Origin of the sequence: Halomonas sp. NPDC076908 (assembly GCF_050269715.1) — a bacterium.
Classification (GTDB): Bacteria; Pseudomonadota; Gammaproteobacteria; order Pseudomonadales; family Halomonadaceae; genus Vreelandella.
On record NZ_JBNNIW010000045.1, the window covers coordinates 1 to 24,139 of the forward strand.

General features: G+C 53.4%; 19 protein-coding genes and 1 pseudogene. 11 read left to right on the forward strand and 9 right to left on the reverse strand.

Annotated features, from left to right (window positions below; translation table 11 throughout):
- The first annotated feature begins 217 nt into the window (after nucleotides 1-217).
- Both ACQKE4_RS18210 and ACQKE4_RS18215 read left to right on the forward strand, forming a co-directional pair.
- Nucleotides 218-781, forward strand: a complete 564-nt coding sequence (locus ACQKE4_RS18210; RefSeq protein WP_427389701.1) for a phosphoribosyl-AMP cyclohydrolase — start codon at nucleotides 218-220, stop codon at nucleotides 779-781.
- Between the two features lie 205 nt (nucleotides 782-986).
- Complete coding sequence (locus ACQKE4_RS18215) at nucleotides 987-1,985, forward strand: IS5 family transposase (protein ID WP_240717188.1); 999 nt, start codon at nucleotides 987-989, stop codon at nucleotides 1,983-1,985.
- 135 nt (nucleotides 1,986-2,120) lie between these two features.
- Here the strand turns inward: ACQKE4_RS18215 and ydiJ are convergent, their stop codons facing one another.
- The 5 genes and pseudogenes from ydiJ to ACQKE4_RS18240 all read right to left on the reverse strand — a co-directional run bounded on the left by ydiJ (nucleotide 2,121) and on the right by ACQKE4_RS18240 (nucleotide 8,050).
- Nucleotides 2,121-5,222, reverse strand: a complete 3,102-nt coding sequence (ydiJ, locus tag ACQKE4_RS18220; RefSeq protein WP_427389702.1) for a D-2-hydroxyglutarate dehydrogenase YdiJ — start codon at nucleotides 5,220-5,222, stop codon at nucleotides 2,121-2,123.
- A gap of 114 nt (nucleotides 5,223-5,336) precedes the next feature.
- Nucleotides 5,337-5,927, reverse strand: coding sequence for a DUF4202 domain-containing protein (locus tag ACQKE4_RS18225; RefSeq protein ID WP_427389703.1), 591 nt, complete (start codon nucleotides 5,925-5,927; stop codon nucleotides 5,337-5,339).
- Nucleotides 5,928-6,065: 138 nt separating this feature from the next.
- Nucleotides 6,066-7,316 (reverse strand): annotated as a pseudogene (locus ACQKE4_RS18230) (dicarboxylate/amino acid:cation symporter).
- A gap of 174 nt (nucleotides 7,317-7,490) precedes the next feature.
- Nucleotides 7,491-7,769 carry a type II toxin-antitoxin system RelE/ParE family toxin gene (locus tag ACQKE4_RS18235; protein ID WP_427389704.1) on the reverse strand — a complete coding sequence of 93 codons (279 nt, stop codon included), beginning with the start codon at nucleotides 7,767-7,769 and terminating at the stop codon, nucleotides 7,491-7,493.
- On the reverse strand, nucleotides 7,766-8,050 hold the full coding sequence (locus ACQKE4_RS18240) for a damage-inducible protein J (RefSeq protein WP_427389705.1): 285 nt from the start codon (nucleotides 8,048-8,050) through the stop codon (nucleotides 7,766-7,768). The genes ACQKE4_RS18235 and ACQKE4_RS18240 overlap by 4 nt, the downstream gene beginning before the upstream one ends.
- A 343-nt stretch (nucleotides 8,051-8,393) precedes the next feature.
- Between ACQKE4_RS18240 and serS the strand changes: the two genes are divergently transcribed.
- Nucleotides 8,394-9,671 carry a serine--tRNA ligase gene (gene serS, locus ACQKE4_RS18245; RefSeq protein ID WP_427389706.1) on the forward strand — a complete coding sequence of 426 codons (1,278 nt, stop codon included), beginning with the start codon at nucleotides 8,394-8,396 and terminating at the stop codon, nucleotides 9,669-9,671.
- Here the strand turns inward: serS and ACQKE4_RS18250 are convergent.
- The gene (locus ACQKE4_RS18250; protein ID WP_427389707.1) at nucleotides 9,616-10,467 is read right to left on the reverse strand and encodes an SIMPL domain-containing protein; all 852 of its coding nucleotides are present in this window, start codon (nucleotides 10,465-10,467) and stop codon (nucleotides 9,616-9,618) included. The genes serS and ACQKE4_RS18250 overlap by 56 nt on opposite strands.
- Nucleotides 10,468-10,696: 229 nt before the next feature.
- Here ACQKE4_RS18250 and ACQKE4_RS18255 point away from each other — a divergent pair, with 229 nt between their 5' ends.
- The gene (locus tag ACQKE4_RS18255) at nucleotides 10,697-11,803 is read left to right on the forward strand and encodes an AI-2E family transporter (protein ID WP_427389708.1); all 1,107 of its coding nucleotides are present in this window, start codon (nucleotides 10,697-10,699) and stop codon (nucleotides 11,801-11,803) included.
- A gap of 41 nt (nucleotides 11,804-11,844) precedes the next feature.
- Here ACQKE4_RS18255 and trxA read toward each other — a convergent pair whose 3' ends face one another.
- The gene (gene trxA, locus ACQKE4_RS18260; protein ID WP_096279135.1) at nucleotides 11,845-12,168 is read right to left on the reverse strand and encodes a thioredoxin; all 324 of its coding nucleotides are present in this window, start codon (nucleotides 12,166-12,168) and stop codon (nucleotides 11,845-11,847) included.
- Nucleotides 12,169-12,565: 397 nt separating this feature from the next.
- Here trxA and cysB point away from each other — a divergent pair, with 397 nt between their 5' ends.
- Nucleotides 12,566-13,540 (forward strand): HTH-type transcriptional regulator CysB, encoded by a 975-nt coding sequence (cysB, locus tag ACQKE4_RS18265; protein WP_427389709.1) that lies wholly within the window; start codon nucleotides 12,566-12,568, stop codon nucleotides 13,538-13,540.
- A gap of 11 nt (nucleotides 13,541-13,551) precedes the next feature.
- Here cysB and ACQKE4_RS18270 read toward each other — a convergent pair whose 3' ends face one another.
- Together ACQKE4_RS18270 and pabB are read right to left on the reverse strand one after the other, a co-directional pair.
- On the reverse strand, nucleotides 13,552-14,172 hold the full coding sequence (locus ACQKE4_RS18270; protein ID WP_427389710.1) for a phosphoadenosine phosphosulfate reductase family protein: 621 nt from the start codon (nucleotides 14,170-14,172) through the stop codon (nucleotides 13,552-13,554).
- A gap of 118 nt (nucleotides 14,173-14,290) precedes the next feature.
- A complete protein-coding gene (pabB, locus tag ACQKE4_RS18275) occupies nucleotides 14,291-15,646 on the reverse strand; it encodes an aminodeoxychorismate synthase component I (RefSeq protein WP_427389711.1) in 1,356 nt (451 codons plus the stop codon).
- A gap of 248 nt (nucleotides 15,647-15,894) precedes the next feature.
- On the opposite strand from pabB, the gene ACQKE4_RS18280 reads away from it, so the two are divergent.
- From ACQKE4_RS18280 to prpD, 6 genes are all read left to right on the forward strand, one after another.
- Entirely contained in the window at nucleotides 15,895-16,632 is a 738-nt protein-coding gene (locus tag ACQKE4_RS18280) for a GntR family transcriptional regulator (protein WP_427389712.1), read from the forward strand.
- Nucleotides 16,633-16,733: 101 nt separating this feature from the next.
- Nucleotides 16,734-17,624: a methylisocitrate lyase gene (gene prpB / locus ACQKE4_RS18285; RefSeq protein WP_427389713.1), complete on the forward strand. Its 891-nt coding sequence runs from the start codon at nucleotides 16,734-16,736 to the stop codon at nucleotides 17,622-17,624.
- Nucleotides 17,625-17,691: 67 nt separating this feature from the next.
- The gene (gene prpC / locus ACQKE4_RS18290) at nucleotides 17,692-18,819 is read left to right on the forward strand and encodes a bifunctional 2-methylcitrate synthase/citrate synthase (RefSeq protein WP_427389714.1); all 1,128 of its coding nucleotides are present in this window, start codon (nucleotides 17,692-17,694) and stop codon (nucleotides 18,817-18,819) included.
- 65 nt (nucleotides 18,820-18,884) lie between these two features.
- Entirely contained in the window at nucleotides 18,885-21,497 is a 2,613-nt protein-coding gene (acnD, locus tag ACQKE4_RS18295; protein ID WP_427389715.1) for a Fe/S-dependent 2-methylisocitrate dehydratase AcnD, read from the forward strand.
- A gap of 15 nt (nucleotides 21,498-21,512) precedes the next feature.
- The gene (gene prpF / locus ACQKE4_RS18300; RefSeq protein ID WP_427389716.1) at nucleotides 21,513-22,691 is read left to right on the forward strand and encodes a 2-methylaconitate cis-trans isomerase PrpF; all 1,179 of its coding nucleotides are present in this window, start codon (nucleotides 21,513-21,515) and stop codon (nucleotides 22,689-22,691) included.
- 56 nt (nucleotides 22,692-22,747) lie between these two features.
- On the forward strand, nucleotides 22,748-24,082 hold the full coding sequence (prpD, locus tag ACQKE4_RS18305; RefSeq protein WP_427389717.1) for a 2-methylcitrate dehydratase: 1,335 nt from the start codon (nucleotides 22,748-22,750) through the stop codon (nucleotides 24,080-24,082).
- Nucleotides 24,083-24,139: the final 57 nt, after the last annotated feature.

Below are 24,139 nucleotides of genomic sequence, written 5' to 3' on the forward strand. Positions count from 1 at the left end.
GGGCTTGCGAAAGCCAACTTGCACGGGGCGAATGATCAAAAAGTGCTCGCTGGCGGTGATAGGGAAAGTGTCGGCGCCGGCTTCACGGATTCAGGCTAATGTTAATAAAGTTAGCCTTCTGCGTTAATACTGCTGCGATCTTAACGAAAGCTACTCCCGGTATAGTGATGTTGCGCGCTTAAAGCAGCCAATGACTACTCCACGGAGAATGATTAACATGATGAAGTCACTACTGACTAGTACTGTATTGGGTCTGGGGCTAGGCGTTGTTTCGTTTGCAAATGCGGCCCCGGTAACGCATTTAGGTGGCGATATCACTGAAAAACAAGTGCTTGAAGCACAACAAGCGTGGGGAGAGGCCCTGGTTGCGATTGCTAACAAGTATGAAGAGAAAGGGATCGAGGCCGCCACCGAGCTTGCTGAGTCAGTGATTGATAGCGCCTACGGCTATGATATTGGCCCTGTACTGTTTAAACCGACCCTAGCCGCAGCACCACAAACTTTTCGTAGCACTCCCGAAGGGGCGTTAGCGTACTTTGTTGGCCATAGCGACGAGTTCCCTGAAGATAGTGGTTTCGCTCTGCGAGGCTGGCAAGAAGTGACGGTGGATAATGCCGCTATTTTTATCAATGGCGATGCCGCCCTGACCATGGGCAATGTCTCTATGGTGGATAGCGATGGTAATACTACTACGGTAGATAAAAGCTGGGGCTACCAGCTAGATGAAGACAATAACTTACGTATTGTGCTGCACCACTCATCGTTGCCGTTTAGTAATTAATACGACCAGGAACCAATAGCCAAGTTGAACGATTGCTTTGCAAACAGTATTGGTAATAAAACTTATTAAAAAAGAGGCTTACCGAACGTGTAAGCCTCTTTTTCATGCATGCGCACTAGGGAACCGCTGCATAAATACGGCCGTTGCTGCTTAAGTGCCACCGGCAGGGTAAAATAGGGATTTCCACTGTCCGACAGAGTTTCCGATGAAGCAGATCTCGTTTGCTCAGGTTGAGCACCAGAACAAGAAGAAGGTCACTCGCCGGGAACGGTTCCTGGCCCAGATGGATGCCCTAATGCCATGGCAACGCCTGATCGAGGCGTTGTCGCCGTCTTACTTCCCTAAATCGGCGGGCAAGCGCGGTCGGCCACCGATTGGTCTGGAACGGATGTTGCGGGTCTATTTCCTTCAGCAATGGTACGGACTGGCCGACGAAGCGCTTGAAGATGCCATCTATGACAGCCAGGCCATGCGTGACTTCATCGGTATCGACCTTGCCATCGAGAGTGTTCCCGACGCGACCACGTTGCTTCGCTTTCGCCATCTGCTGGAGAAGTATGCCCTGGCCCAACGGATCTTCGAGGAGATCAACGCCAGCCTGGCCGAACAGGGCCTCTTCATGCGCGAGGGCACTATCGTTGACGCCACCATTGTGGCGGCGGCGCCTTCCACCAAGAACAAAGCTAAGCAACGTGATCCGGAGATGAAGCAAACCCGGAAGGGAAATCAATGGTTCTTCGGGATGAAGGCCCATATCGGCGTCGATGCCGTGACTGGGCTGACCCACAGTGTGGTCGCCACCTCAGCTAATGTCGCCGATGTCACCATGGCGGGGCATCTGGTCCGAGAGGATGACAAACGGATATACGGCGACGCGGGGTATCTCGGTATGGCGAAATACCTGGGTGAAGATACGCAGGATCCGGAGACTCGGTGCTGTGCTGCTGTCAGACGCGGCGCGATTAAGAAAATGGAAGACAGCCGGAAGAAAACGCTGCTGCTGGCCTTCGAAAAGACCAAAGCCAGTATCCGCGCCAAGGTCGAGCATCCGTTTCATGTCATTAAGAACCTGTTTGGCTATCGCAAGGTTCGCTACAAGGGGCTGACCAAGAACCAAGCGCAGTTGTTCAGCCTATTTGCGTTGGCCAACCTAGTACTGGCTGGACGAGGCCAGAAACACGCTCATGGGGTTAGTGTGTCTTGAAATCCGGCCTGGCAGCCGGAAACACGGCAGTCCGGTAAAAAAGCCACCGACAGTGGCTAAATAGTGATCGCGGAGACAATACTCGGGCCACATTGACCGCTTCAGTTGCCCAGAGATGAATTGTTCAGCGCTTCCCTAGCGACTGCGTAGGCAAATCAGCAGCGCTTGCAGTGGGTGTGGTAGCACTTGTTCAGAGTAGCGCTTCACCTGACTGCGGCAAGAGTAGCCCGTTGCCAACAGTTTGCCCGCGTTCTCCTGTGCCTCAACCTGTGGCTGCCAGGATTGGGCATAGATCGTTTTCGAGGTGGCAACGTTGCGGTTTTCATGGCCGTAGGTGCCGGACATGCCACAGCAACCGCTGGCCATCAGTTCAAGCTCTAAACCAAACGCCGCAAATACCTGTTGCCATGCCTTGGGGCTGCCCGGCGCGTTGGTTTTCTCTGTGCAGTGTGACAGTAGTTTAAAGCCAGGGTCGGTTAGTTCGAGTTGACTCGGTACCAGGGTGTTGATCCGCGTCGCCAGCCACTCTTGTAGCATTAGTACCTCGGGTACTGCTTCATTGCCCAGCGCTTTGACGTACTCTTGGCGATAGGTCAGCGTCATTGCTGGGTCGATACCTACCATTGGAATAGCGAATTGTGCCAAGTTGCGCAGCCGTTCAGCCTGCTTAGCGGCGGTGCGCTCAAAAGCGCCCAAAAAGCCCTGTACCTGTAGCGGCTTGCCATTAGCCGAGAAAGGCATAACAAATACGCGCAGGTTAAGGCGTGACAGCAGCTCCACTACATCCATTACCAGCGTGGCTTCGAAGTGGGTGGTAAAGGCGTCTTGCACAATAATCACGCTACTCGCGCGCTGCTGCTCGGTAAGAAGCGTCAATGCCGTGGGCGTGGCTTCGGCCACTCCCCAGGCCCTTAGCTGCTTTTTAACGCTGGCTCGGGAAAGTGCAGGGGAGTCGCTAATACCCACGCTGCTGCGCATCAGTTTTTCCACCCAGCGCTGACCAATCAATGCGTTATACAACGGCGCTGCTTTGGCGAGAGTGGGCAGCATAAACTCAGTGCCACCGATCAGGTAGTCATGTAGCGGACGAAGATAACGGCCGTGATAAACCTCTAAAAACTGTGAACGAAACTGAGGAACATTGACCTTGATCGGGCACTGGCCCGCGCAGGACTTACAGGCTAAACAGCCCGCCATGGCATCGTAAACTTCATGGGAGTAGTCGTGGTGCTGCTTGTGACTCAGAGTGTTGGCCACACGACGTGGGAAGCTTTTAATAAAGCCCCAGCCGCCTTCAGCTTTCTTCTTGCGCGACTCTTCCACCACATCAATTCCGGCCTGCGACTGCAAGCGCAGCCACTCACGAATTAAGCTGGCACGGCCTTTTGGCGAGTGGCGGCGATCTCTTGTCGCTTTCCAAGAAGGGCACATGGGGTCGTCAAAGTCGTAGTTATAGCAAGCACCATTGCCATTGCAATAAACCGCCGCATCGTAGGCTTGCCAAGCGCGCTCATCAATGGTGCGGTCAAACTGGCCACGCATGGGCACGCTATCGACCGATAACAGATCGGGGTCGCTATCTTTTGCTATCAGCGCGTTAGCATCAGCGGGTGATGCGATCTTACCTGGGTTAAGCTGGTTGTACGGGTCAAACGCTGCTTTTACCCGTTGCAGGCTAGGGTAGAGTTCACCGAAGAACTTGGGGGCGTATTCCGAGCGTACGCCTTTGCCGTGTTCACCCCACAGCAGGCCGCCATATTTTTGGGTAAGAGCCGCTACTTCATCGGAAACTGCACGAATCAGCTTTTCCTGTTCGGGGTCCTTCATATCGATGGCGGGGCGCACGTGCAGTACGCCAGCATCCACATGACCAAACATGCCGTAGGAGAGCCCTCGGGCATCCAGTGCGGCGCGGAACTCGCTAATAAAATCGGCCAGATGCTCCGGCGGCACCGCGGTATCTTCCACAAAGGCAATCGGGCGTTTTTCACCCTGTACGTTGCCGAGCAAGCCTACGGAACGTTTGCGCATGGCGTAGACTTTTTGAATCTGCCCGCGGCCTTCCGCCAGGGTGAAGCCAAGCCGCTCCACTGTAGTATCTTGGCTTAAGTGGTCGGTAAATGCCGTAACGCGGCTGGCCAGTTGTTCGGGGTCGTTGTCATTAAACTCGATCAGGTTAATGCCGCGAATGGGCGAGCTGCCCGTAGCAGGAAAGAACTCCGCCACGCTGTCCCAAACGAAGTCTTCCATAGCGAGCTGAAGCACCGTGTCATCTACCGTTTCGATAGAGGTGGGATTCGCCGCGCTACTCTTTAACACGTTGGCATCCCGCAGGGCATCCATAAAACTGGTGTAACGCACGTTAACCAGCGTGGAGTGCTTAGGGATCGGCAGCACATTCAGCACGGCTTCGTTCAAAAAGCCTAATGAGCCTTCCGAGCCACACAGTAGGCTATTGAGATTGAGCTGCCCTTCAGCATCGCGTAAGTGGGCCAGGTCATAGCCGGTTAAACAGCGGTTGAGCGGAGGAAAGGTTGCCTCAATCAGCTCACGCTGCTGGTCAATGATCTCGGCGGCGGTGGTATGCACGCGACCCAGAGTGCCTTCCTGCTGGCGGCCAACCTGTTCTTCATCTGGCGTTAACGCTCGGCTATGCAGGTGTTGACCGCCAAGCAGGATGGTATCGAGTTCCAATACATGGTCGCGTGTTTTGCCATACTCACAGCTGCCCTGGCCGCTGGCATCGGTGGAAATCATGCCGCCGATGGTGGCGCGGTTAGAGGTGGAAAGCTCAGGGGCGAAAAACAGCCCGTGGGGTTTGAGTGCGGCGTTAAGCTGGTCTTTGACCACGCCTGCTTGTACGCGTACCCGGCGGTGCTCAACGTCGATTTCGAGGATCTGGTTCATGTGGCGCGAGACATCCACCACGATACCATCGGTCAGCGATTGCGCATTGGTGCCGGTGCCGCCGCCGCGGGGCGTTAACACGATGCCACGGTGGGACGTTTGTGCGGCAAGCCGGGTCAGGCGCTCAATATCTTCTGCATGCTTGGGATAGACCACCGCCTGGGGCAGGCGCTGATAAATCGAGTTATCCGTCGCCAGTACCGTACGGTTGGCGTAATCAGGGGCGATTTCACCTTCAAAACCGCGGGTTTTGAGGGCTTCTAAAAAACGTACATACTCATTCCCCAAACGTTCAAACGGGGCGGTACGGGTATCCAAGGATGCAATCATAGTTGATCGGGCCGTCAGTGCCGGGGGCGCAATAAAGAGAGTCCGCTACTTTACCGCAGCGGCTGCCCGGCTGCATCTCAAGGTGGTGTTTTACTCAACGTCTTACTCCGCGTTTTACTCCTCACCCAGGGCTTCTTTTACCAACGCTGCGGAAGCATCAGACATCGGTAGCGTTAGCGCCAGTTGGTGGGCGCGGGGTGACATTTTGTGCCAGGTTTTCTGCACAATACGCACCATATGGTCGTGCTCAATTTTGCGTGAGAAATCAGCAAAGTAGTTCTCAAGAAATACCAGGCAGGCGCAATCTTCTAGTGCTTGCACATCCGGGTCACGGCCCAGACCTTTTTTGCCAATAATGGTTGCCGATCGGTCAGATTCTTCAGCTGTAAAGCCTGCCTCGCTCATTAGCTGAGCAGTGGTGTCACCCGCGCGCGTTCCTTGGTCACGCCGCCAGGTTAAATAACCGATACGCCCTTCAGGATACTCTTCTCGTGGCACTAACCAACGCTGCAGGTGCTGGGCACGCACTGCAAGACGCAATACCTCATCGGGTGCATCGTGTACACGATCTAGCCAGCCACTCATACGTTGGGCATAGGCAAGTTCCTGGGGCATTGAGGTGCCGTCGGCGAGCGTAGTGGAGCGTGGGTCTTCAGCATGTAGGGCATCAATGGCGGCAAGGGTTTGGTCAAACGCGCTTGGCATGGCAGCGGTACTCAGCTTGGAATATAAACACTAGGTTGCCGAGAAAAGTCACGAATCACAACTGCTGCGTAACGAGAGGGGGCGCCCGCCGCCAGCGGCAGCGGACGAATATGACATTGATTAAACGCAACAATCTGCCTAGCGGCGAGTGTTGTAAGTGGCTAGGTCAATTTCACCTTCGCTCTTACCTACTAGCGTGGTCACCATTAAATCACCGGCCACGTTAACGCTAGTGCGGGCCATATCTAAGATACGGTCGATACCCGCCACCACAGCAATGGCTTCCAGCGGTAGGCCGATCTGCGCCATGACAATCGAGAGCATAATCAAGCCAGCCCCTGGAACACCGGCCGTTCCGATAGAGGCCAGCGTGCCGGTGGCGACAATCATGCCGTAATCCATCATGGTCAGGTCAGCGCCAATCATCTGGGCAATAAACAGCACCACAACGCCCTGGTAAAGCGCTGTGCCGTCCATATTGATGGTGGCACCCACGGGTAGCACGAAGCCTGAGACACCCTCAGAAATGCCCAGGTTTTTCTGCGCACAGCGAATCGACACCGGTAGCGTGCCTGCTGATGAGGCCGATGAAAAAGCGACCACAATGGCGTCTAGGCTGCCTTTTAAATAACGCACCGGATTCAGGCGGCCAATCAGTGAGATAAAGCCTGAGTAGACGACCAGCACATGGATAATGCTAGCGAGATACACCACGCCGATGAGCTTAGCCAGTGGTAATAGAATCTCTAATCCGTACTGACCTGAAACATGGGCGATTAAGCCAAAAACACCAAATGGCGCAAACGCCATCACAATGCCAGTGAGCTTGTACATCGCCTCGGCAAAGCTATCGAACACTTTCATGACCGGCTCGCCTTTATCGCCAATCAAGGTCAGCGAAATACCCAAACCAATGGCAAACACAATGATCTGCATAAAGTTGCCGTTGGCCAGGGCATCTAGCGGGTTGCGGGGCACTAAATTGACCAGGATGGAGACCAACGAAGGCGCTTAGTTAGCCGCCACTTCGCTATCGAAGCTTAAATTAACGCCTACCCCAGGCTGCAACAGAGTAGAAAGCACCAAGCCAATGCTGATCGCAAAGGCCGTCGTGACCAGATAAAGCCCGATAGTGCGAGCACCAATACGGCCCATTTTTTGCGGGTCGCGCATGGAGGTAATGCCTACCACCAGCGTAGAAAATACCAGCGGCACAATCAGCATCATGATAGCGTTGATAAAAATATCACCCAGCGGTTTAAAAACGCTGGCGGTTTCACCTAACACCGCACCGGCTAAAATACCCAGCGCCAAGCCCGCGAGAATTTTCTTCCATAAGGCGATTCCCCGCCACCAGCCAAGTTTTCCTTTGTGTGCTATTTCCTGCACGGCCTTTCTCCTGTTTAAAGTGCGAAAACCTATTATTTCGCGATTCATTAGTCGAATCGGCGGGAACTCTACCACTTTTGGCTAATAAGACCAGCTGAGGTTTTACCAAGGGATGGCAGTGGAGGAGCTGTGGCTAGGGAGAGATAGATAAGAGGAGAAGAGCAGTATTTTACTTTAGCTGCTTGGGAATTTCTGTTTCTGATGAAGCACTCGCATGATGCGAATAGTAGATCCATCAACCCAATAAGAAATAATCAGCGATACCTCAGGGATGATAAGTAATCTGCCTGGAATGCCTTCTCGTTGTACGCCCATCATCGGTTGCTCAAGTAGGTTTTCAGCTTTAACTTCGATAAGGTCATCGGTTTTCTCCGCCACTAGAGGGTTAAAGTCGTAAAGAAACTCAAAGATCACCTCACGATCATTAAGAGATTCTTCTTCCCAAAAAATCATGGCTTGGCTTGCTGGCGGATTTTAGCCTTACGTTCAGCCATCTGTGCTTTCGCGTTTTCATGATCAATAAAGGAAGTCTTACCCTCATCATATTTCTCAAAGGCTAGATTTACCTGATGGGCTAGCCATGTATCGTGCGACAACACCTTGCGCTGTTGCTCAGCCAACAGCTCAGTAAATTCACGGCAGGCATCACTCAATGTGCGCCCTTGGCTTTCAGCCATTTGTTGGCTTAAGCGCTTTGTTTCCTCATCAACACGAAATTGAATTCTGGTGTCCATGGTGAGTACCTATTTAAGTCTTTATGTGTGTACAAATGTTAGCACAAATACGCTTGGCAGGGAGATTGATGAAATCTAGGTGGCTCATACGAATGCGATGATCACAAGGCTATCTTGGTGGCTGCTAGAGTTTGGCATGGAGGCGTCTTAATCCACGCACCTGCGTGAGGCGCGACGTCTAAAAGTAGCGCGGCTGCTGAAGTGGCATAGAGACGTTGCCTATTAATGTGTATCGCTCCAGGCTCCCATAGCCCCCCGCCGCGCTTTTGCCTACAATAGACCCCTTTCTGCGCGCGTGTTGTCGCGTTGCTCTTATTGATTTTCAGGCCAAGGGACAGGATTCATGCTTGATCCGAAACTGCTGCGCGGTGATCTTGATACGGTTGCTCAACAACTGGCCCGCCGGGGCTTTGCGCTTGATAAAGCGGAACTGCAAGCGCTGGAGTCTCGTCGTCGCGAGCTGCTAACCCAAACCGAACAGCTACAAAACGAGCGCAATATTCGCTCGAAGGCGATAGGTAAGGCCAAGGCTAACGGCGAAGATATTCAGCCGCTGCTGGATGAAGTCAGCGATTTAGGCGAGCGGCTGGATAAAGCCAAGAAAGGATTGGCCGAGGTGCAGGAGGAGTGGGAGGACGCCATCAGTGGCATTCCCAACTTGCCACACGAAAGCGTACCGGAAGGCAAAAAAGAAGAAGATAACGTTGAACTCCACCGCTGGGGTACGCCGCGGGCGTTTGATTTTACGGTGTTGGATCATGTCGACCTGGGTAAGAAGTCGGGTTATCTCGATTTTGAGCTGGCGGCTAAAATTACCGGCGCACGTTTTGCGGTAATGCGCGGGCCGATTGCACGCCTGCATCGGGCGCTGGCCCAGTTTATGTTGGATACCCAAACTGAGCAGCACGGCTACGAAGAGTGCTATGTACCTTATATGGTGAATCGCGAATCGCTTATGGGCACTGGTCAGTTGCCGAAATTTGGCGAAGACCTGTTCAAGCTAGACGATGAGCGTGAGTACCACCTGATTCCCACCTCAGAAGTGCCGCTTACCAATTTTGTGCGTGATGAAATTGTTGAGTTGGCAGCGCTACCGATGAAGCTCACGGCACACACTCCCTGTTTCCGTAGTGAAGCTGGCTCCCACGGCCGCGATACACGCGGTATGATCCGTCAGCACCAGTTCGATAAAGTCGAAATGGTGCAGATCGTGGAGCCGGAGAAGAGCTACGCAGCGTTAGAAGAGATGCGCGGCCATGCGGAAGCGATTCTGCAGGCGCTGGAGCTGCCTTACCGTGTGGTGACTTTGTGTACCGGCGATATGGGCTTTGGGGCTACCAAAACCTACGACTTGGAAGTGTGGCTGCCTAGCCAAGAGACGTATCGGGAAATTTCCTCGGTCTCTAACTGCGAAGATTTTCAAGCGCGTCGCATGCAAGCGCGTTTCCGCCACCCGGAGTCTAAAAAGCCACAGCTGCTGCATACCTTGAACGGTTCAGGGTTAGCGGTAGGGCGGTGCCTGCTGGCGGTGCTTGAAAACCACCAGCAGGCGGATGGCTCGGTGATTATTCCTGAGCCGCTACGTCGCTATTTGGGCGGCCTGGAGCGTCTGGCCCTGTAAGCGTCCACTCAACGTTTACCCCGGCATCAATACGAATGGTGCCGGGGCTGTAATCACTCACGGCTCCTGATTGGCTACTGGCCGCATCGCTTTCTGCCCGCATCGCCATCATGCGTGGTTGGAAAATAGGCGACTGAGTCTCTTCAATGCGCTGTACATGACCCAGTTCGGCACCCAACGTGTCTGCCATTAAGTTGGCTTTGTGCTGCGCTTTCTCCAGTGCTTTGACCAATGCTTCATCGGTAGCTGCGTCGCGGTCTTGCAGGTCGAATTGAACGCCGTCCAGCGCGTTAACGCCTGCTGCAATCAGTGCGTCTAGCACCTCGCTTAACTGATCAAGGTCGGTTAGCTCAATGGTGATTGGGCGTTCAAGCCGCGTACGTTGAAGGGCCTCGTGTTCTCCGTCGTCGTTACGCTGCCCTTGAACATACTCAGGGTAAACATTTAACGAACCGGCATTAATAGCGTTGCGTGCTAAGCCAGTGGCTTCCATCTGCTCAATTAATTCGCTTGCACGGTTCTCCAAACGCTCGCGAGCATCGCTTAATGCGCTACTATCACTCTCTTCAAGTGTGGAAAGTGCAGGGGTGTTTTCCCAAAGTCGGGCGTTTAACGTCGCTTTGTCAGGCTCTACTTCCACCCATGATTGTGCTTGAACGTGTAGGCTAGGGGCAGGTTGTGACGGTGAGGCGTGGGCCAAAGGGGCGCTTAGCAGTGCCAGTAAAGCGCCGCCTAGCAGGCTATAGCGCACTAGTTGAGCGGCTGACCTTTGTGACCGGGGTGATGTTTTGAGCATAGGTAACGTCCTTGAGTTGGCAAGCCTGTGGGAGTAGCTCTTTTTAAAATTAAAACGTAAGCGCAAATTGTCGCTAGGTAAAACTAATGTAGACGCAACTTTGAATCGCGCTTTAAAGGAAAGTTCAGCGCGAAAGAATGAACGCAAAACAGTTGCTTATTGCTTGCACTGTTTGTGCAATATCGTGTTTGCAGTCAAAATAAGTGGGATAACACGCTAGGGATGGGTTATGTCGAAATTGTCGGAAGAGGATTACCGCAGTATACCGCTCAATGCTACCTTGGCGCTTGCCGCGTTGGTGGTGATCATTGCTGGGATGAAGGTAGGCGCTGATTTGTTGGTGCCGTTATTGCTGGCAACGTTTATTGCCGTGGTATGTACGTCTCCGGTGCAGTGGTTACATGGCTGGGGGCTTAGCCTTCGTGCCTCGGTATTTACAACGCTATTAGTACTACTGGCATGCTTATCTTTGATTGGTGTGCTGGTGGTTAACAGTTTTGGCACCTTTATTGAGGCGCTGCCTGACATAGAATCTCGTCTCTATGAGCACTACTGGAATTTATTGAACACGATGGCTGCTCATGGGTTTGCAATTAATCCTGATCAGCTAGGTGAGCTGTTCAATATGGAAGAGGATGAGTCCTGGGTTCCCAAGATTATTGGCGAGTTGGGTAACCTCTTTGTGCAGGGCAGCATCATTGGTTTACTCGCAATTTTCATGTTGTTTGAAACGCTAAATTTCCGACAGAAAATATCCCTTGCGCTCGAAAATCCCGCGCCTAGCCTAAGACGTTTTGGAGAATTTAGTCTCACACTGAAGCGTTATTTGGCCGTTAAAACCATGATTAGCTTGGTGACTGCCGTGCTGGTATGGCTCTCGTGTGTCATTGTCGGCGTTGACTTCCCGCTGCTGTGGGGAGTGTTAGCGTTTGCCCTGAACTTTATCCCTAATATTGGTTCTGCATTGGCCGCGATCCCGCCCGTCATATTGTTGCTAGTGTCGCAGGATGGCGGTGCTTTTCAAGCATTGCTGTTGGCCTCTGCGTATCTCATTATCAACTTTGTGCTTGGGAATCTGATTGAACCGCGCGTGATGGGGCAGGCACTTGGGCTTTCAACCTTTGTGGCGTTTTTATCGCTGGTGGTATGGGGGTGGATTTTTGGGCCGGTGGGGATGTTGCTTTCAGTCGTGCTAACCATGACGCTTAAGATTGCCTTGGATAGCCATCCGCAAACCCGCTGGATTGCTCGGTTATTGGGGCCGGGTAAGCGCAGGTTGAAACATACTAAGACTAGTAGCGATGCAAAGTTGCCGCCTTGGCAGCAGAAGAAGTAGCGAACTGCAGCCGCCGACAGAGTCGGCGGCTGCTGGACAGGTTAAGCGTTTTGTTCAATGAACTGCGTTAGTTGAGACTTGGATTGGGCGCCAACTAGCGAAGCAACTTTAGTACCCGATTTAAATAGCATCACTGTAGGTACACCGCGCACACCTTGTTCGGCGGCAATTTCAGGTGCGTCGTCTACATTGACGCTAACCACTTTAAGGCTATCCTGACGTTCAGCAGCCACTTCATCAACGACTGGGGCCATCACTTTGCAAGGGCCGCACCAGGGCGCCCAGAATTTCATTAGCACAGGCTGTTCAGCGTTGAGAACTTCTTGCTCAAAATTGGCGTTAGTGACATCAACATTATTAGCCATTTGCTTCTCCCGTTTGCGTTGCTCTTACTGTTTCGTTGCCTCAAATGGAGCAACGGTCATTACGCGATCAATTGGCGCTCGTTCATCGCGCCTTGTTTTGACACTGTCTGGTTTTCACACAGCTTAGTGTTCACCGCGCCTCATGTGTATCGCGATAAGCGTCGGCAGATGTTAGCGGGCGCGAAGGGTGCTGGCAAATTTCCTGTGCAGCAAGTTACCTAAATAGCAGAATTTAATAGATGCTGGTAGGAAGATTTTTTTATAATATAAAAGTATTATTGTTTTGTTTTTTATTCTATCTGGTGCTGTAAGAATAAGTTGGCTTCTTGGATGCGTCGCATCAACGAGCCGCAACATGCGCTTCAGCTGTTTCTTGAAAAGATCATAAGGTGAGGATATGAAGCTACAACAGCTACGCTATATCTGGGAAGTTAATCGGCATAACCTAAACGTCTCAGCCACAGCGCAAAGTCTATTTACCTCACAGCCCGGTATCTCTAAGCAGATTCGGCTATTAGAAGATGAGCTGGGCGTTGAGATTTTTGCCCGCAGCGGCAAACATTTAACCCGAGTGACGCCGGCCGGTCAGTCAATAGTCGATCTGGCCGGGCAGGTGCTTCGCCTTGCCGACAATATCAAACAGGTGGCCCAAGAGCATAGCGATGAGCGGCGAGGTAGCTTAGCAATAGCCACCACACATACCCAGGCACGCTATGCATTACCACCTATTATTAGTGAGTTCACTCTTAAATACCCCGATGTGGCGCTGCATATGCAGCAGGGCACGCCTAAGCAGATCGCCCAGATGGTCAGCGAAGGGCAGGCCGATTTTGCTATCGCTACCGAATCATTAGAGTTATTTACTGACTTGGTACTGCTGCCTTGTTATCGCTGGAATCGCTGCGTGCTGGTACCCAAGGGGCATCCCCTCGCTACGCTGCAAGGGCCACTGACCCTTGAGGCGCTGGCGGATCATCCGCTGGTAACTTATGTCTTTGGTTTTACCGGGCGCTCTCAGTTAGACGATGCTTTCAAAGCGAAAGGGCTTACGCCCAATGTGGTGCTAACGGCTTCAGATGCTGATGTGATTAAGACCTATGTGCGGCTGGGCATGGGCGTGGGTATTGTGGCGCATATGGCGGTCGATGCGGCGTTAGACGTAGATTTAGTAGCGCTGGATGCAAGTCACCTGTTTGCTAGCTCAACGACTAAGATTGGTATTCGTCGTGGCACCTTCATGCGCGGTTATATGTATGACTTTTTGGAGCGCTTTGCGCCCCATTTAACCCGTGATCGAGTGGATGAAGCGCTAACGGCAGGTCCGCGCCATGAACAGTCGCTGTTTGATAGCTTAGACCTGCCGGAATACTAATTATCGGTGTGTTAGTGCTGTAAATGCAGCCCGCACTCGCGCTTCTCTTCTACCTTGGTGGGGTCGAAGTAGTCAAAGTTGTTGGGCAAGTTATGTGCCTGAAGATACTGGTACATATCTTTAGCGCTCCACTGCAGCAGCGGGGCAACTTTTAAAAGGCCATCGCTGTTGCGGCTCACTGGCTGCATTTTAGCGCGTTCCGGGGTATCTTCAGCGCGCAGTGCGGTGAACCAAATGTCTGGCTTCATTTCACGCAATGCGCGTTCAAAAGGCTCGATTTTCACTTCTTGGGTAAAGGCTGCGTGGCGTGGGTCGTCGATTCCCGGCATCGGGCCTTCCAGTGCTTCACGGTGAGCCCGGGTGCGCTGGGGGACAAAGCTGATCAAATTAAGGTTGAGCTGCTGAATCACTTCATTAGCAAATTGGTAGGTTGCCTCAGTATTATAGCCGCTGTCCATCCAGACAATGGGAATGTCAGGGCGCACCTGGCTCACCATGTGCAAGATCACCGCTTCAAAGGGGCGAAAGTTAGTTGTGCATATTGGGCGTGAGCCTTGGGCCAGCGCCCACTCAACGAGTCCTTGAGGGTTATTTGCGAGATCTCTATTAATCGCTTCAAGCTCTGAGGGCATGCTGCCTCCTAATCGAAAAATGTAACCATGCTGACTAGGCTACCAAACAGGAGGCAGCAAAACCCAATACCGTTTAGTTAGGCTTTTATATTCCTTTTTGATTTAGAAGATGTGCTGCTTATTCCAAAGCGGCTATTAGATGGCGAATTTTATCGAGTGTTTCGGTGTACTCTTCCTCTGCTTGAGAGTCTGCGACTAGGCCTCCGCCTCCCCACACATGCACTCTTCCTGCCTCTGCCACCATGGTACGAATGGCAATAGAGGTATCCATACTACCGCGCACGTCCACATAGCCTAAACTGCCGCAATAGACGCTACGCTGACACGGCTCCAGCTCATCAATAATTTGCATCGCACGGATTTTGGGAGCGCCGGTAATCGAGCCACCGGGAAACGCTGCTTCCAGCAGGGCCAGCGGTGTATAGCTATCGGCCAGGGTACCCTGCACCACGCTAACCAGGTGGTGCACATTAGGGTAGCTCTCTAGCTGGCATAGTTGCGGCACGCGGATAGAGCCTGGCAGACATACGCGGCCTAGGTCGTTGCGCAGTAGGTCTACAATCATCACGTTCTCAGCGCGATCTTTGCGGCTACTTAGCAGCTCAGTGGCTAATGCCTGATCCTGCTCAGGCGTTGCTCCGCGGGGGCGGGTGCCTTTTATAGGGCGTGTTTCAACCTGCCGGTTGCGGCACTGAATAAAGCGCTCCGGCGAAAGCGAGAGGATCGCCTTGTCATCCCATGCCATAAAGCCTGAAAAGGGGGTGGGGGTCGCGCTGCGCAACTGCAAATATGCCTGCCACTCATCACCTTGATAATCTGCGTAAAAACGCTGCGCCAGATTAATTTGATAGCAGTCCCCCGCACGGATATAACGCTGCACCGTGTTAAAGCGTGTGACGTACTGATCGTGGCTAAGCTCAGACTGAAAGGCGCTGCTGAGTGCAAAAGGAGCAGTGCTTTGCGTTGGTTCGGCCAGCCACGCTTCGACACGTTCACGCCGCTCCGAGGTGGCAACTAGCCAAGCCTGCTTGGTCACATGGTCCAGCGTGATGCACCAGTCGTAAAGTCCAAGTCGAGCATGCGGTAGTGAAACGGCACTGACCTGATGGGTCGGGATGGATAACGTATCGCGGCCTAAGTCATAGCTCCAATAACCTATCAGCCCGCCGAGAAAAGGCAGCTCACTAGGTTCATTGGGGGTTACCAGTTGAGCTAGCAGCCACTGCTGCTGGCCAAACGCATTGTTGGCTAAGTGGTTGGGAAGCTGAAGCTGGTCAGAAATAAGTCGCGTTTCTCCAGCGCTGGCAACTTCCAGCGTGGCAATCGGGTCACTACTCATAATATCAAAGCGGCCGGTAGTGCCAGGGCGGCCACTATCGAGAAGTACTGCGCCTGGGCGTACGCGTAGGCAGGCGAACATCCCCAATGGATCGGGGGAGTAGGGCAGGACAGTTATCGTCAACGCCTTGGTCATTAAGTAAATCGCCTAGCCAGTGAAGGGCGTGACATTTTAGAGGGGCTTTATCATTCACACCAGCGCAAAGCTTTGACGCATTTCTCACGCAAATTAAAAGCCTAACTTAATAAAGATTGTTGACAGGAGGTGGGTTTTTGAAACGGTGAATACAACGAAAGGCGAATAAAATCGGCTAACATGGTTAGTTGACGGTTCAATTGGTACGCGCTAGAGTTTGTTTACTATTCAATTGTCGACAATCAACTATGGCTTCTCTCGCTACTTCTTCCTTAAGCGCCACTGAACATCTGTCTGAATCGACCGCTCCTGAAGTTCGCACCTTGGCTGAGCGGGTATTTCATCAGTTGCAGGATGCTATTGTGCGTGGTGAGCTCGCCCCTGGCAGCAAAATCACTGAGCCGGGGCTATCTAAAACTTATGGTATTTCCCGTGGGCCACTGCGTGAGGCAATGCGGCGTTTAGAAGCCCACCGCTTAATCGAGCGTGTTCCACATGTGGGCGCCCGGGTGGTTCAACTTTCTATGAAAGAGCTATTAGAGCTATTTGACCTGCGCGAAGCCTTGGAGAGTATGGCCGCCCGGCTAGCAGCCGAGCATATGTCGCCGGAAGAGGTTCAGGGCCTGCGCGATGTGTTGGCGCTACATGAAGGCCAGGCAGATTTAAAGCGCGGCGAGGCCTACTACCAGCGGGAAGGTGACCTCGATTTCCACTACTGCATTGTGCAGGGCAGCCACAACAAGATGTTGATGAACCTGCTCTGCGACGATCTTTACTACCTTGTGCGCCTATATCGCACCCAGTTCAGCGCTAGTGGTACGCGACCCCAGCGCGCCTTTGTTGAGCACCATCGCATTGTGGATGCCATTGAAGCGGGCGATGCAGAGCTGGCGGAGCTATTAATGCGCCGCCATGTTAGCGCCTCTCGCGCCAATGTGGCCGACCGCTATGCGGCCACTCTCGAGCAGTCAGCATCTGAAACATAACGCTAATCCATAAAGTTAAGCCATAAAACGTAACTATAACGATATGCCACCCACCGATGATGACTATGCCGGTGGGAACGACTCACAAGGAGAAACTCCCCATGTCGCACATGACGCCCGGCGCACGTTTTAGAGCCGCTCTTGAGGCTAATCGCCCGCTGCCAATTTTAGGCACTATCAATGCCTATACCGCACTAATGGCCGAAAAAGTGGGCCATCAGGCTATTTATCTTTCCGGCGGCGGTGTCGCCAATGCCTCATTCGGCTTGCCGGATCTGGGCATGACGACCATGAACGATGTGGTTGAAGACGCTCACCGTATCTGCGGTGCTACCGAGTTACCGCTATTGGTGGACATCGATACCGGTTGGGGCGGGGCGTTTAATATTGCGCGCACGGTGAAAGAGATGCAGCGTGCGGGCGTCGCAGCGATTCATATGGAGGATCAGGTGGCGCAAAAGCGCTGTGGTCACCGTCCGAACAAAGCGATTGTTTCCCAACAGGAGATGGTAGACCGCATTAAGGCGGCAGCGGACGCCAAGATCGATCCTGACTTCTATTTGATTGCCCGCACCGATGCATTCCAAAAAGAGGGGCTTGATGCTGCCATTGAGCGCGCCAATGCCTGTGTGGAAGCGGGTGCAGATGCCATCTTCGCTGAGGCCGTTCACACCCTGGATGATTACAAAGCCTTCTGTGAGCGGGTCAATGCGCCGATTCTAGCCAATATCACCGAGTTTGGCGCGACCCCGCTGTTTACTCAGACGGAGCTGGGCGATGTGGGCTGTCGCATGGTGCTTTACCCACTTTCTGCGTTTCGGGCAATGAACGCCGCTGCGCTACAGGTCTACCAAAGTATTCTCGATAACGGCCATCAAAAAGAGGTGGTGCCGTTAATGCAGACTCGCGACGAGCTGTACGATTTTCTGAACTACCATGACTTTGAGCAAAAGCTGGACGCGCTATTTGCCGAAAAGGGTGACGACCAGTAACCAAGCGCCGCTTAACGAATTAAAAACTCAGATATAAAAAAATAAAAGCAATTAAAGGAGACACACCATGGCTGATAAACCCGTGACAGGTGCAGGACTTCGTGGTCAGAGTGCCGGTTCCACCGCGCTATGTACCGTAGGTAAAACAGGCTCAGGTCTAACCTACCGTGGTTTCGATATTAAAGAGCTCGCTGAAAAAGCCAAATTTGAAGAAGTCGCTTACCTACTGTTAAAGGGCAAACTACCTAATGAAGCCGAATTGGATCACTACATTACCAAGCTGAAAAGCCTGCGTGGGCTACCTGATGCGCTAAAAACCGTGCTTGAGCAGATTCCTAAAGATGCGCACCCGATGGATGTGATGCGCACCGGCACCTCAATGCTGGGCAATCTTGAAACTGAGGAGAATTTCGATCAGCAACAGGATGTCGCTGACCGGCTGTTGGCAGTGCTGCCGTCCATCATCTGTTACTGGTACCGCTTCTCCCATGACGGCGTGCGCATCGATACCGCAACCGATGATGACTCTGTGGGTGGTCATTTCCTGAATATGCTGCGCGGTGAGCCTGCCTCAGAGCTGCATGCGCGGGTAATGAACGTATCGCTGATTCTCTACGCCGAGCACGAGTTTAACGCCTCTACCTTTACCGCACGGGTGTGTGCCTCAACGCTTTCGGACATGCACTCTTGTGTGACTGGCGCGATTGGCTCGCTACGCGGCCCGCTCCATGGCGGCGCTAATGAAGCGGCGATGGCGATGATCGAAAACTGGCAGTCGCCGGAAGAAGCAGAAAGCAAGATCATGGGAATGCTTGAGCGTAAGGATAAGATCATGGGCTTTGGGCATGCGATTTATCGCGAGTCTGACCCCCGCAATGCGATTATCAAAGAGTGGTCCAAAAAGCTGTCTGATGACGTTGGCGACAAGGTGCTCTATCCAGTTTCCGAACGAGTGGAAGAGGTGATGTGGCGGGAGAAGAAATTGTTCTGCAACGCGGATTTCTTCCACGCCAGCGCTTACCACTTTATGGATATTCCCACCAAGCTGTTCACGCCGATTTTTGTCATGTCGCGGCTGACGGGCTGGGCGGCTCACGTGTTCGAGCAGCGCGCCAACAACCGCATTATCCGACCCAGCGCGGATTACATTGGCCCAGAGAAGAGCGAGTGGGTTCCGATAGAAGCGCGAGACTGACCCGCGTGCTGCCCGGTGGTTAGCTGCCGGGCTTTTTTCAGCCCCTGCTTGTGAGTCTGCCTGCTATGAATACACATTACCGTAAACCGCTGCCTGACACTGAGCTTGAGTTCTTTGATGCTCGTGAGGCAGTGGAAGATATCCAGCCCGGAGCCTATGCCCAGTTACCCTATACCTCCCGCGTATTGGCAGAACAGCTGGTACGCCGCTGCGATCCTGAACTGCTCACCGATGCGCTGAAACAGCTCATTGAGCGCAAGAGCGACCTGGATTTTCCATGGTACCCCGCTAGGGTGGTCTGTCACGACATTCTTGGTCAGACAGCGCTAGTCGATCTGGCCGGATTGCGCGACGCCATTGCCGAGAAGGGCGGCGACCCTGCCAAGGTCAATCCGGTCGTGCCGACCCAATTGATTGTCGACCATTCGTTGGCGGTAGAGCACGCAGGCTTTGAAGAGGGCGCTTTTGAGAAGAATCGCGCCATCGAAGATCGCCGCAACAATGACCGTTTCCACTTTATTAACTGGACCAAGACAGCGTTTGAGAATGTCGATGTGATCCCCCCTGGCAACGGCATCATGCATCAGATCAATCTGGAAAAAATGTCGCCGGTGGTACAGAACCGTGACGGCATTGCTTACCCCGATACCTGTGTGGGGACCGATAGCCATACACCCATGGTGGATGCCTTAGGCGTTATTTCAGTAGGAGTGGGTGGCTTAGAAGCTGAAAGCGTTATGCTCGGCCGTGCTTCCATGATGCGCCTGCCGGACATCGTCGGCGTAGAATTGACTGGCAAGCTGCAGCCTGGGATTACCGGCACTGATATGGTGCTGGCGATTACCGAATTCCTGCGTAAAGAGCGCGTGGTAGGCGCTTACCTGGAGTTTTACGGCGAAGGTGCCGACGCGCTCACCATCGGTGATCGTGCGACGATCTCCAATATGACGCCGGAGTACGGTGCCACGGCGGCGATGTTCTACATCGACGGCCAAACCATCGATTACTTGAAGCTTACCGGCCGTGAAGATGAGCAGGTGGCGCTGGTAGAAACCTATGCCAAGCAAGCCGGCTTATGGGCCGATAGCTTGACTGAGGTTACCTACGAACGGGTGCTGACCTTTAATCTCTCTTCAGTGACGCGCACCTTAGCGGGGCCTTCCAATCCACATGCGCATTTGCCCACCTCTGAGCTGGTCCAGCGCGGTATTGCCGTTGGTCTGGATGCGGCACGCGCCGAAGAGAAAGCAGGCAGAATGCCGGACGGAGCGGTGATTATCGCGGCGATTACCAGCTGCACCAATACCTCTAACCCACGCAATATGGTGGCCGCAGGGCTGATCGCCCGTAACGCCAATCGGCTTGGCTTACTGCGTAAGCCGTGGGTCAAGTCATCGCTGGCGCCAGGCTCGAAAACGGTCAAGATGTACCTGGAAGAAGCCGGTTTGATGAGCGAGCTCGAAAACCTTGGTTTTGGTGTGGTCGCCTACGCTTGCACCACCTGTAATGGGATGTCAGGCGCGCTTGATCCAAAAATTGAGCAGGAGGTTGTTGAGCGCAATCTTTACGCTACCGCCGTGCTTTCTGGAAACCGCAACTTCGATGGCCGTATCCATCCCCATGCGCAACAGGCCTTTTTGGCATCCCCGCCGCTGGTGGTTGCCTACGCCATTGCGGGCACCATACGGTTTGATATCGAAAAAGATGTGCTGGGTATCGATCAAGCGGGCAACCCCGTGACGCTGAAGGATATCTGGCCTGCCGATGAAGAGATTGATGCGATTGTGAAGTCATCGGTTAAACCGGAGCAGTTCCGCCAGACCTATATCCCGATGTTTGATCTGGATAAGAGTGCCCGTGCCCAGGTGAGCCCGCTGTATGAGTGGCGGCCACAGAGTACCTATATTCGTCGTCCGCCCTACTGGGAGGGCAATATGGCTAAAGTGCGCACATTGAAGGGCATGCGGCCACTGGCGATTCTTCCGGACAATATCACCACCGATCACCTGTCGCCTTCCAATGCTATTCAGTTGAACAGCGCCGCGGGGGAGTACTTGGCCAAAATGGGCGTGCCAGAGGAGGACTTCAACTCCTACGCCACCCACCGTGGCGATCATCTCACCGCTCAGCGGGCTACCTTTGCGAATCCGAAACTGTTTAATGAGATGGTGCGCGATGCCGACGGCGTGGTGCAGCAAGGCTCGTTGGCGCGTGTAGAGCCTGAGGGCGCAGTGACCCGGATGTGGGAAGCCATTGAAACCTATATGGCGCGTAAGCAGCCGCTAATTATTATTGCCGGTGCGGATTATGGTCAGGGTTCCTCAAGGGACTGGGCAGCCAAAGGGGTGGCGCTGGCGGGCGTAGAAGCGATTGCCGCTGAAGGCTTTGAGCGTATTCACCGCACCAACCTGATTGGCATGGGCGTCATGCCGCTGGAGTTTATGCCAGGCACCACCCGCATGACATTAGGTTTAAATGGCACTGAAACGTTTGACGTCGAAGGTACGGCTTCTCCAGGCGCAGTACTGACGCTGGTCATTCATCGCAAATCGGGCGAAAGCGAGCGTGTAGCGGTGAAGTGCCGACTGGATACCGCCGAGGAGGTATCGATTTACACTGCCGGTGGTGTACTGCAACGTTTTGCTCAGGACTTTCTCGAATCCACCAGCGCTGCGTAGCCGGAGACAATATTCATGCCTTATGCACCTCAGATTAAAATTCCAGCGACTTATATGCGTGGCGGTACCAGTAAAGGGGTGTTTTTTAAGCTCAGTGATTTACCCGAAGCAGCTCAAAAGCCTGGCTCTGCACGGGATAAATTACTGCTACGGGTGATAGGCAGCCCCGACCCTTATGAAAAACAGATTGATGGTATGGGGGCGGCGACCTCAAGTACCAGCAAAGCGGTGATTCTGTCTAAAGGTGAATCAGCCGATCACGATGTGGATTACCTGTTTGGCCAGGTCTCCATTGATAAGCCTTTTGTGGATTGGAGCGGTAACTGCGGCAATCTTTCGGCGGCGGTCGGTCCCTTTGCCATTAGCAATGGCTTGGTGGCTCCCGAGCGGATTCCTGAAAATGGGGTAGTGGAGGTCCGAATCTGGCAGGTGAATATCCAGAAAACGATCATATCCCAAGTGCCCATTGTTAATGGAGAAGTGCAGGAGACCGGTGATTTTGAGTTGGATGGCGTGACGTTCCCGGCTGCCGAAATTCCGGTCGCCTTTATGGATCCGGCTGACGGCGAGGGGGCTATTTTTCCCACCGGTAATGTCATCGAGGGCCTGGACGTGCCGGGTGTCGGAACGCTGAAAGCGACCTTGATCAATGCGGGCATACCAACGGTGTTTATTAACGCCGCCGATATTGGCTACACCGGCACAGAGCTTCAAGATGCCATCAACAGCGATAGCAAAGCGCTGGCGATGTTTGAAACCATTCGTGCCTATGGCGCTGTACAGATGGGACTAATCAGTGACATTAGTGAAGCCACTCAGCGCCAGCACACTCCCAAAGTAGCTTTTGTAGGACCGCCTGCGGATTACATTTCATCAAGCGGTAAAAGCGTGCAGGCTGCTGATATCGATCTGCTGGTGCGGGCGCTCTCAATGGGCAAACTGCACCATGCCATGATGGGAACCGCAGCCGTGGCGATTGCCGCCGCTGCAGCGATTGAGGGCACACTGGTAAACCTGGCCGCAGGGGGAGGTAAGCGCAACGCTGTCACTTTCGGGCACCCCTCAGGCAGCCTTCGGGTTGGCGCAGAAGCAAGCTTGGTAGAGGGGCGCTGGCATATCGAACAGGCAGTGATGAGCCGCAGCGCACGAGTGTTAATGGAGGGTGTCGTTCGTATACCCGGAGACAGCTTTTAGACCATACTGAATGGGTGGTCATAAAGTGAATGGGTGGACATAAAGAAGGAGGCACCATGTCAGCCACATCCGAAACCAATGAGCGCCCCGATTACGATCCTGAATTGCAGGTTATTGCCGACTATGTGCTCAATTATCAGGTGGAATCCGATGAGGCTTTGGAAACTGCTCGCTACTGCCTGATGGACACGCTGGGCTGCGGGCTGCTGGCGCTGCGTTTTCCTGAGTGTACTAAGCACCTTGGGCCGATAGTGGAAGGCACCGTAGTGCCGTTTGGGGCGCGAGTGCCGGGTACCTCGCTACGCCTTGATCCGGTTAAAGCGGCGTGGGATATCGGCTGTATCATTCGCTGGTTGGATTATAATGATACTTGGCTCGCCGCCGAGTGGGGCCACCCCTCCGATAATCTTGGTGCGATACTCGCCGTGGCCGACCATCTCTCCCAGCGGCGGGTTGCGCAAGGCGAAGCGCCACTGGTGATGCGTGATGTGCTCAACGCAATGATTATGGCTCATGAGATTCAGGGCATACTGGCGCTGGAGAATAGCTTCAATCGCGTTGGTCTTGATCACGTGGTGCTGGTGAAAGTCGCCTCTACTGCGGTGGCCGCTAAACTATTGGGCGCTAATCGTGAGCAACTTCTCTCAGCGCTCTCTCACGCTTGGGTTGATGGACAAAGCCTGCGCACCTATCGCCATGCGCCCAATGCAGGTTCGCGGAAAAGCTGGGCTGCAGGGGATGCTACCTCAAGAGGTGTACGCTTAGCAGATATCGCCTTGCGCGGTGAAATGGGCATTCCCAGCGCCCTGTCGGCGGCCCAGTGGGGGTTCTACGATGTGTTGTTCAGCCATGCCAGTAAAGATTTAAGCTTGAAGCCGGAGGCTGATCGCCGGCTACGCTTCCAGCGTGAGTTTGGCAGTTACGTGATGGAGAATATTTTGTTTAAGATCTCCTTTCCCGCTGAGTTTCATGCTCAAACGGCTTGTGAAGCCGCTGTGCTGCTCCACCCGCAAGTGAAAGATCGCTTAGCCGAGATCGATAAGATTGTCCTCACCACCCACGATTCGGCGATTCGGATTATTTCCAAAACTGGCGCGCTCGCCAACCCGGCGGATAGGGACCACTGCTTACAATACATGACCGCGGTACCGCTTATCTTTGGTGCGCTGACCGCCGAGCACTATGAAGATAGCTTTCATGCAGCTCATCCGCTGATAGATGAGCTGCGTAACAAAATGGTGGTGAAGGCAAGTAGCGAGTATTCGGCGGATTATCACGACCCTGAAAAACGCTCTATTGCCAATGCAGTACAGGTGTTTTACAGCGACGGGAGTGCGACTGATCAAGTGGCAGTTGCGTATTCCGGCGAACGTGACCGGTCATTCCGGTGATCGTGATCGATTTGCACACGGCCTTCACGCTGGAGAGAGTTTTGTACGCTGAGCGGT